This is a genomic window from Streptomyces sp. NPDC007971 (genome assembly GCF_042958635.1).
GTDB lineage: Bacteria > Actinomycetota > Actinomycetes > Streptomycetales > Streptomycetaceae > Streptomyces.
Genome location: NZ_JBIBJK010000003.1, coordinates 231,768 through 239,989, shown reverse-complemented (window position 1 = coordinate 239,989; position 8,222 = coordinate 231,768). Strand labels below are relative to the sequence as shown.

The following is an 8,222-nucleotide window of genomic DNA, read 5'->3' as shown; positions in this document are numbered from 1 at the left end:
CACTGGGCCACGAACGCGGGTGGCTGGATGGATACAACCAAGTGGGCCGCCGGTGATTTCAACGGCGACGGGAAGAGCGACATCGCCGCATCCTGGGCCAACGGCAACCCCAATACGCCGGCGCCCTCGGAGGAGCAGCGGTTCCTCGACCTGATCAACAGTGAGCGTCAGAAGTACGGATGCGCCCCGCTGAAGGCCGATCCGAAACTCACGGAAACCGCGCGGGCCCACAGCAAGGACCTGGCCGACCACCCGAACCTCACGGCTGCGGCCACCGATAATCGCGGCCACGTGGGCAGTGACGGCTCGCTGCCCTGGGACACGGACAACGGTGCGACTAAGGGGCGCATCCACAGCGACCTGGGCGCATCGGCTGCCCAAGCCCAGGGCGAGAACGTCCACTGGGGCATGGGAGACACCTTCGACACGGCGATGGACGACTGGATGAACCACGACGAGGCGTCCAAGTGGGGCCACAAGTACAACATCATGGGCTGCGACCCCGATGACCCGAAGAACCCTTACTCCAACGGTGACATCAAGCACGACACCCCCCCGTTCACCGTCTACTACAAGCTGGTCGGAGTCGGCATAGACCAAGCCGCTGACGGCACCGTCTACATCACGCAGGACTTCGCAGGCTGACTCCCCCGGTCGGGCATGCATCCGCCACGCCCCCGCACCAAAGCCCCCGGCCCCGGCGTCGAGACAGACGCCGGGGCCGGGGGTGCGTACGCGTGCGGGGGCGCCGCTCGGGCGCGGGGCCGGGCCGCTAGGGGCTTTCTTTCGCCGTGACGTGAGGCCGGCCTGACCGCCCGTGCCCCGGCAAGATCCGAACGAGAGGCCCCACCCACCGTCCGGGATCCGGGTTCAGCTGTTCCAGCTCCACTCGGCGACCTCCGGGAGATCGGTGCCGTGCGCGCGGATCCAGGCGTGGTGGCGGGTGCGGGCGTCGGCCATGGCCTGGCGCACGGCGGCGGCGCGCACGGCGAGGCCGGGCACGCGGTCGAGGACGTCCATGACGAGCCGGTAGCGGTCGAGGTCGTTGCGCACGACCATGTCGAACGGGGTGGTCGTGGTGCCGGACTCCTTGTAGCCGCGCACATGCAGGTTCTCGTGGCCCGTGCGGCGGTAGGTGAGGCGGTGGATCAGCCAGGGGTAGCCGTGGTAGGCGAAGATCACCGGTTTGTCGGCGGGGAACAGGCCGTCGTACTCGAAGTCGCTCATCCCGTGCGGGTGGTCCTCGTGCGACATCAGCCGGGTCATGTCCACCACGTTGACCACCCGCACCGCCAGCTCGGGCAGGTGCCGGCGCAGCAGCTGGGCGGCGGCCAGCACCTCCAGTGTGGGTACGTCACCGGCGCAGGCCAGGACGACGTCCGGTTCGCCGCCGTTCTCGGTGCCGGCCCAGTCCCAGATGCCGGCGCCGCGCGCGCAGTGGGCGCCCGCCTGGTCCAGGGAGAGCCAGTCGAAGCAGGGCTGTTTGCCGGCGACGATCACGTTGACGTAGTCACGGCTGCGCAGCACGTGATCGGTCACGGAGAGGAGGGTGTTGGTGTCCGGCGGGAGGTAGACGCGCACGACCTTGGGGCTCTTGTTGAGCACATGGTCGACGAAGCCGGGGTCCTGGTGCGAGAAGCCGTTGTGGTCCTGCCGCCACACATGCGAGGTCAGCAGGTAGTTGAGGGAGGCGACGGGCGCGCGCCAGGGCAGCTCCCTGGACGTCTTCAGCCATTTGATGTGCTGGTTGACCATCGAGTCTACGATGTGCACGAACGCCTCGTAGCAGGAGAACAGCCCGTGCCGGCCGGTCAGCAGATAGCCCTCCAGCCAGCCCTGGCAGACGTGTTCGGAGAGGATCTCCATGACCCGGCCGTGCCGGTCGAGATGTTCGTCGACCGGGAGCGTCTGGGCCTGCCAGGCCTTGCCGCTGGCGTCGTAGACGGCCTGGAGCCGGTTGGAGGCGGTCTCGTCCGGGCCGACGAGGCGGAAGTCCCGCCGGCCGGCGGTGTCCCGCATGACCTGTTCGAGCAGGGTGCCCAGGACCCGGGTGGGCTCGTGCAGGCTGGTGCCGGGTTTGTCGACGGGTACGGCGATGCCGTCGAGGGCCGGCACGGGCAGCTCGCGCACGAGCAGTCCGCCGTTGGCGTGCGGGGACGCGCCGAGCCGCTTCGTCCCCTCGGGGATACAGGCCAGGACGTCGGCGACCGGCCGCCCGTCGGGGCCGAACAGCTCCTCGGGCCGGTAGGAGCGCAGCCACTGCTCCAACTGCCGTAGATGTTCGGGGTTTTCCCGGACACCGGCCAGCGGTACCTGGTGGGCGCGCCACGTACCCTCGACCGGTTCGCCGTCCACTTCGGCCGGACCGGTCCAGCCCTTCGGTGTGCGCAGCACGACGACGGGCCAGTGCGCGCGCTCGTCGGCGCCCTCCTGGCGCGCGCGGTGCTGCAACCGGGCGATGCGGTTCAGTGCCTCGTCGAAGGCCGCGGCCAGGGCGCGGTGCACGGTGGCCGGGTCGTCGCCGGTGACGTAGAGGGGTTCATGGCCGTAGCCGCGCAGCAGCGCGTCGAGTTCGGGTTCGGGCAGCCGGGCCAGAACGGTCGGGTTGGCGATCTTGTAGCCGTTGAGGTGCAGGATCGGCAGCACGGCCCCGTCGTGCACCGGGTCGAGGAACTTGTTGGAGTGCCAGGAGGCGGCCAGCGGGCCCGTCTCCGCCTCTCCGTCGCCGATGACGCAGGCCACGAGCAGATCCGGGTTGTCGAGGGCCGCGCCGTAGGCGTGGGCGAGGGAGTAGCCGAGTTCGCCGCCCTCGTGGATCGAGCCCGGGGTCTCGGGGGCCACGTGGCTGGGTACCCCGCCGGGGAAGGAGAACTGCCGGAACAGCCGCTCCATGCCGGGCGCGTCCCGTGTCACGTCGGGGTAGGTCTCGCTGTAGCTTCCCTCCAGCCAGGAGTTGGCGAGGACCGACGGCCCGCCGTGCCCCGGTCCCCACACGCACAGCGCGTCGAGTCCGCGTGCCCTGATCATTCGGTTGAGGTGGGTGTACACGAGGTTCAGGCCGGGCGAGGTGCCCCAGTGCCCGAGCAGCCGGGGCTTGATGTGCGCGGGCTTCAGGGGCTCGCTCAGCAGCGGGTTGGCCATGAGGTAGATCTGGCCGGCCGCGAGATAGTTGGCGGCGCGCCAGTGTGCGTCCAGGGTGCGCAGTTCCTCGTCGGTGAGGGCGGTGGCCTCGTGGTGGGCGGCGTGGGACATGGGAACTCCGGAAGGCATCGTCGGTGGCCGGCAGGGGCGCCGGTTGTCGATCGCTGGACAGTCTGTGGTGAATGTCTGGAAAATTCCGGGACCGCGGCGATCGGGCATGCCGCGTGGTGGTGCCACCCCTGCAGCGTGCTGCTCCGGTGGCGGCGGGTGGCAGGGGCCGATCGGCCCTAGTGCACACGGCCCCGACGGGTGATGATCGTCTTGTGGACAGTCCGGAGGCTGTCCCCACCGGGGAACGAGAGGTCGTCATGACGCAGACACGCACCTTCACGGAGCAGGACCCGATCCGCGTGTTCCTGCTGGACGACCACGAGGTCGTGCGGCGCGGCCTGACCGATCTTCTGGACGCCGAACCGGAGATCTCGGTGGTCGGTGACGCGGACACCGCCGAGCACGCCCTGGCCCGCGGGCCCGCGCTCCGCCCGGACGTGGCCGTGCTCGACGTCCGTCTGCCCGACGGGGACGGCATCACGGTCTGCCGGGAGCTGCGCAGCCGGATGCCGGAACTGGCGTGCCTGATGCTGACCTCCTTCGACGACGAGGACGCCCTGCTCGACGCGATCATGGCCGGGGCGTCCGGGTACGTCCTCAAGCAGATCAAGGGCTCCGACCTGGTGTCGGCCGTGCGCACCGTCGCCTCGGGCCAGTCGATGCTGGATCCCGCGACGACGGCCCGCCTCATGCGGTCCCTGCGGGCCGACCCCGCCGCGACGCCCTCGCTGCCGCCCGAGCTGGCGAGCCTGTCGCCGCGCGAACGGGACATCCTCGCCCTGATCGGCGACGGCCTGACCAACCGCGAGATCGGCAGGAAGCTGTACCTGTCCGAGAAGACCGTCAAGAACCACATCTCGCGCCTGCTGGCCAAGCTGGGAGTGCAGCGCCGGGTCCAGGCGGCCGTCCTCGCCGCCCACCTCGACAACCCCTGAGGCCCGGGCGAGGCGGACCGGCTTCCGTGGGCGGGCCGGGCGGCACACGGGCGCAGCAAGGAGCCGACGCTGATCGCGGCGCGGGCCAGGATGCGGGCACCGGACGCCAGGACGGGCACCCCGACCGGTGTGCATGTGGCGACGACACCGGCCGTGGTCGCGCCGGAGGGCGGCACGCCACCGGCAGCGGGCGGACCACCCCGGCGACGGAGAGGGCGGCCGAGGCGGCGGGCAGCACGCCCGCCTTTCCCGCGCACCCACCGAGGCGTGTTCGGCAGTGGCGGCAAGGACACCATGCGCAGGCCGGCCGGGATCCGCTGCGCCCTGTCATGCCGCCGAACCGGTGCGGGCCGGGTGCGCAATGCCCCACCGGCCGCCGGGGCCGACGAGTCCGACAGCGCCGACGACCCTGGTGATGCGGCCCTTCGGGCGGACCGAGGCCACGCCGCCGGAGGAGGCGCGGTGCGTGACCCCGACGCAGGCGTATCGGTCGGCCCGTCCGTCTCTCCTACGCGGACCGGCTGCCCGACCTCGGTGAAGGGCCTGGCGACGGCCCGTGCGACCGGCAGCCGAGTACGCCTCGTCTCCCACCCACCGCTGGTGACACGCGCCGGGCGGGAACCTTGGACGACCTGAGGCAATCGTTCATAGCGTAGATGTCGCCCCGGAGCCTGGCGCGTCGCCCTCGTGGCGTCGTACGGGTGAGCAGGCCCGGGGCCGCAGGAGTCTGTCGTGGGACTGGAGGAAATCTTGGACGAGCCTCGTCGTCGTGATGCGCAGGCGCCGCCCGCACCACGCCTCGGGGCTGGCCACCGTACGGAGGCCGGCATGCCGCACAGCATCCGGTTCGCCGTACTCGGCCAGCTGCGCGCCACCCGCGCGGAGCGGACCATCCACGTCGGTTCGCCACAACAACAGGCGATGCTGGCGGTGTTGCTGTTACGTTCCGGACGTGCCGCCTCCATGCCGGAGCTCATCGACGGGGTGTGGGGCGAGGAACCGCCGCACTCCGCGGCGGCCATGATGCGGACCTACGCCTGGCGCCTGCGCCGCAGCCTCGACGAGTCCCCCACCCGGCCGCAGACCCTCGTCTCCGTGGGTGACGGCTACCGGTTGGTCCTGGATCCCGGCGATGTCGACGCGGTACGGGCCGAGCACCTTGCCGCGCAGGCGGCCGGGCACCGCTCGGCCGGACGGCCGGCGGAGGCGGGCGAGCGGATCGGGCAGGCGCTCGCCCTCTGGCGGGGCGAACCGCTGGCCGGTGTACCGGGCCCGCACGCGGAGCAGCAGCGCAGTCGACTGGAAGAGGTCCGGTTGACCCTGCTCGAAGAGCACCTCGACCTGATGATCGGCCGGGGTGCCCATCTGCTGGCGGTCCCCGAGTTGTGTGCCCTGGTGAGCGCCCACCCGCTGCGCGAGAGCTTCCACGCCCTGTACATACGGGCCCTGCACTGCGCCGGGAGGCAGGCCGACGCGCTGGCGGCGTACCACCGGTTGCGCGCCCGGCTGGCCGACGACCTGGGCGTCGAACCGAGTCGCGAGCTGCGCGCCCTCTACCAGCGGCTGCTCGCCGACGACCCCGCCCCCGCGGCTCTCACCGCCGAGGAGCCCCGGGCCCGGACCTCGCCGCCCGCTGCGGTCGGCGCCGTCCTGCACACGGCGCCGCGCACGCCCGGCGGCGACGAGGAGTCGGCCGCCGGCAGGGCGGTGCCCACGCCCGGCGCGGCGGACCGGGCCGGCCCGACGAGGCCGGCGAGCCTCCCACGGACCGCTGAGAGCGCTCACCAGGTCTCTCCGCCGCCCGCCGCCGGCGCAGGCGACCCTCCTCCCGGCACAACCAGTGGGATCTTCGTCGGTTCTCCCCCCGTTCCGGCCCAGCTGCCGGCCGGCACCGTGGACTTCACCGGTCGCTCGTCCGCGCTCGGGCGCCTGACGCAGGCCCTGGCCGCGGACCACGGCGACGCACCGCCGGTCGTCGTGATCACCGGCATGGGCGGGGTCGGCAAGACCGCCTTGGCGGTGCGCGCGGCTCACGGCGTCAGCGCTCGGTTCCCGGACGGCCAGCTGTACGCCGACATGCGCGGCAACCGCCACGATCCCGCCGACGCCGGTGTGGTGCTCGCCAGCTTCATCACCGCGCTGGGAGTCGCGGCGCAGTTCGTGCCGGCGAGCCTGGACGACCGCGCCGGGCTGCTGCGCTCGCTGCTCAACGGCCGGCGCGTGCTGATCCTCCTGGACGACGTGCGGGACGCCGCCCAGATCGCGCCGCTGCTCCCCGGATCGGCCAGCTGCGCGGTGCTCCTCACCAGCAGGTCGAGGCTGTGGGGTCTGCCCACCTCGGCCCGGGTCGACCTGACGGCCTTCGAGGCGGACGAGGCGGTGTCCCTGCTGGAGCGCATCGCCGGTTCCGCGCGGGTGGCCGAGGACCCGGCGGCGGCGCGAGAGCTGGTGCACAGCTGTGGCCTGCTCCCGCTGGCCGTACGGATCGCCGCCTCCCGGCTGGCGGCACGTCCCACCTGGGGGGCACAGTCGCTGGCGGTACGACTGGTCGACGAGCGGCGCCGGATGGCCGAACTGCGGGCCGGCGACCTCACCGTGGCGGCGGTCTTCGAGATGGGATACCGCCAGCTGAGCGAGGCTCAGGCCAGGGCGTTCCGGCTGATCGCGGCGGTCTGCGACGCGGAGATCGGGACCCCGGCCGCGGCCGTCGTGCTCGGGCTGGACGAGGACGCCGCCGAGGAGCAGCTCGAATCCCTGGTGGACGCCTCGCTGCTGGACACCTCCTGCCCGGGACGGTACCGGCTCCACGACCTGCTGCGCGTCTTCGGGCAGCAGCAGGCGACGGCCGAGGAGCGCCTGCTCGCGCTGGACCGGCTGCTCGACTTCCTGCTTGCCACCGCGGCTGGGGCCTTCCAGCGGGTGGTACCCGGCGACGCGGTCGCCGCGACGCTGAGCCCCAGTCGTTCGGCGGGTCTCGGGCTCGCGGACGTGCGCACGGCCCGGGCCTGGGCCGCCACCGAGTCGGAAGCGGCCTTCTCGGCCGTCCTGGCAGCCGCCCGCGAGTCACGGGCGGCCGGCGCGGGTGCCTCGGGTGCCGGGCCCGGGGCCACGGACGGTGCGCCCCTGTTGGCCGCCGCCGTGGATCTGCTGATCGCCCTGACGGCCTTCGGGCCCTACGTGCAGCGGGAGCAACTGGTGCGGGCCGCCCTGGCGGTGGCCGAGGCCGCCGAGGAACACGGCGATCGCCGCACCGTGGGCCGTGCCCGCTTCCTGTGCGGCAACATCGCGGTGCAGGGCACCCGGCTCGTCGTGGCGAGGGAGCATCTGCGGGTGGCCGAGACCCACTGCCGCGAGAACGGTGACGCACCCATCCTCGGCCAGATCCTCAACGACCTCGGACTGGTCGCGCTCCTGCAGCACGACCACGAGGAGGCCGTGGAGCGCCTGGACGAGGCCGTCCGGCTCGCCCGGGAACTCGGCCAGCGGTCCGGCGAACTGGCGACGACGGTGAACGCGGCGCTGGCCAGGCTGCGTTGCGGGCGCGCCGAGGAGGCCCGCCGGGCGTGCGAGGGCGCACTGGCCGAGCTGCGCGCGGCCGCGGACCACCAGGGCGTGGCCTACGCGCTGTCCGTCCTGGGACTGTGCCTGCACGAACTCGGACAGTACGACGAGGCGGTGGCGCACTACACGGAGTGCCTGAGCGTGTGCCGGGCGATGGAACTGCACGGCCGTGAGGCCCAGGCCCACTACCGGCTCGCCGACACCCTGCGGGCCATGGGCCGCCCGGCGGAGGCGGTGGCCGCCGCCGGGCAGGCGGTGGCCCGCTGCGCGGACGGCCGTTCCGAGCGCGACCGCGGGCACGCGCTGGTCGCGTCCGGCCGGGCTCTCGCCGAGCTCGGCCGGGCGGCGGAGGCGGCGGCCCGGCTCGGCGAGGCCGCCGCGGTCTTCGCCCGCCTCGGGCTGCCGGACGCGGTACACGCGACAGCACTTCGGGAGGACCTGCCCGTGTGATGGCGGGCCGGATCGGCCTCGTTG

4 protein-coding genes are annotated in these 8,222 nt (G+C 72.8%); 3 read left to right on the top strand and 1 reads right to left on the bottom strand.

What is annotated here, in order from left to right; genetic code table 11:
* The coding region (locus ACFZCP_RS07845; RefSeq protein WP_391425083.1) for a CAP domain-containing protein at positions 1–645 on the top strand (645 nt) is incomplete at its 5' end.
* A gap of 225 nt (positions 646–870) precedes the next feature.
* Here ACFZCP_RS07845 and ACFZCP_RS07840 read toward each other — a convergent pair.
* Positions 871–3,252, bottom strand: coding sequence for a phosphoketolase (locus ACFZCP_RS07840; protein WP_391425081.1), 2,382 nt, complete (start codon positions 3,250–3,252; stop codon positions 871–873).
* Positions 3,253–3,509: 257 nt separating this feature from the next.
* Here ACFZCP_RS07840 and ACFZCP_RS07835 point away from each other — a divergent pair, with 257 nt between their 5' ends.
* Complete coding sequence (locus tag ACFZCP_RS07835) at positions 3,510–4,187, top strand: response regulator transcription factor (RefSeq protein WP_362683628.1); 678 nt, start codon at positions 3,510–3,512, stop codon at positions 4,185–4,187.
* Between the two features lie 828 nt (positions 4,188–5,015).
* A complete protein-coding gene (locus ACFZCP_RS07830; protein ID WP_391425079.1) occupies positions 5,016–8,198 on the top strand; it encodes a BTAD domain-containing putative transcriptional regulator in 3,183 nt (1,060 codons plus the stop codon).
* Positions 8,199–8,222 lie beyond the last annotated feature (24 nt).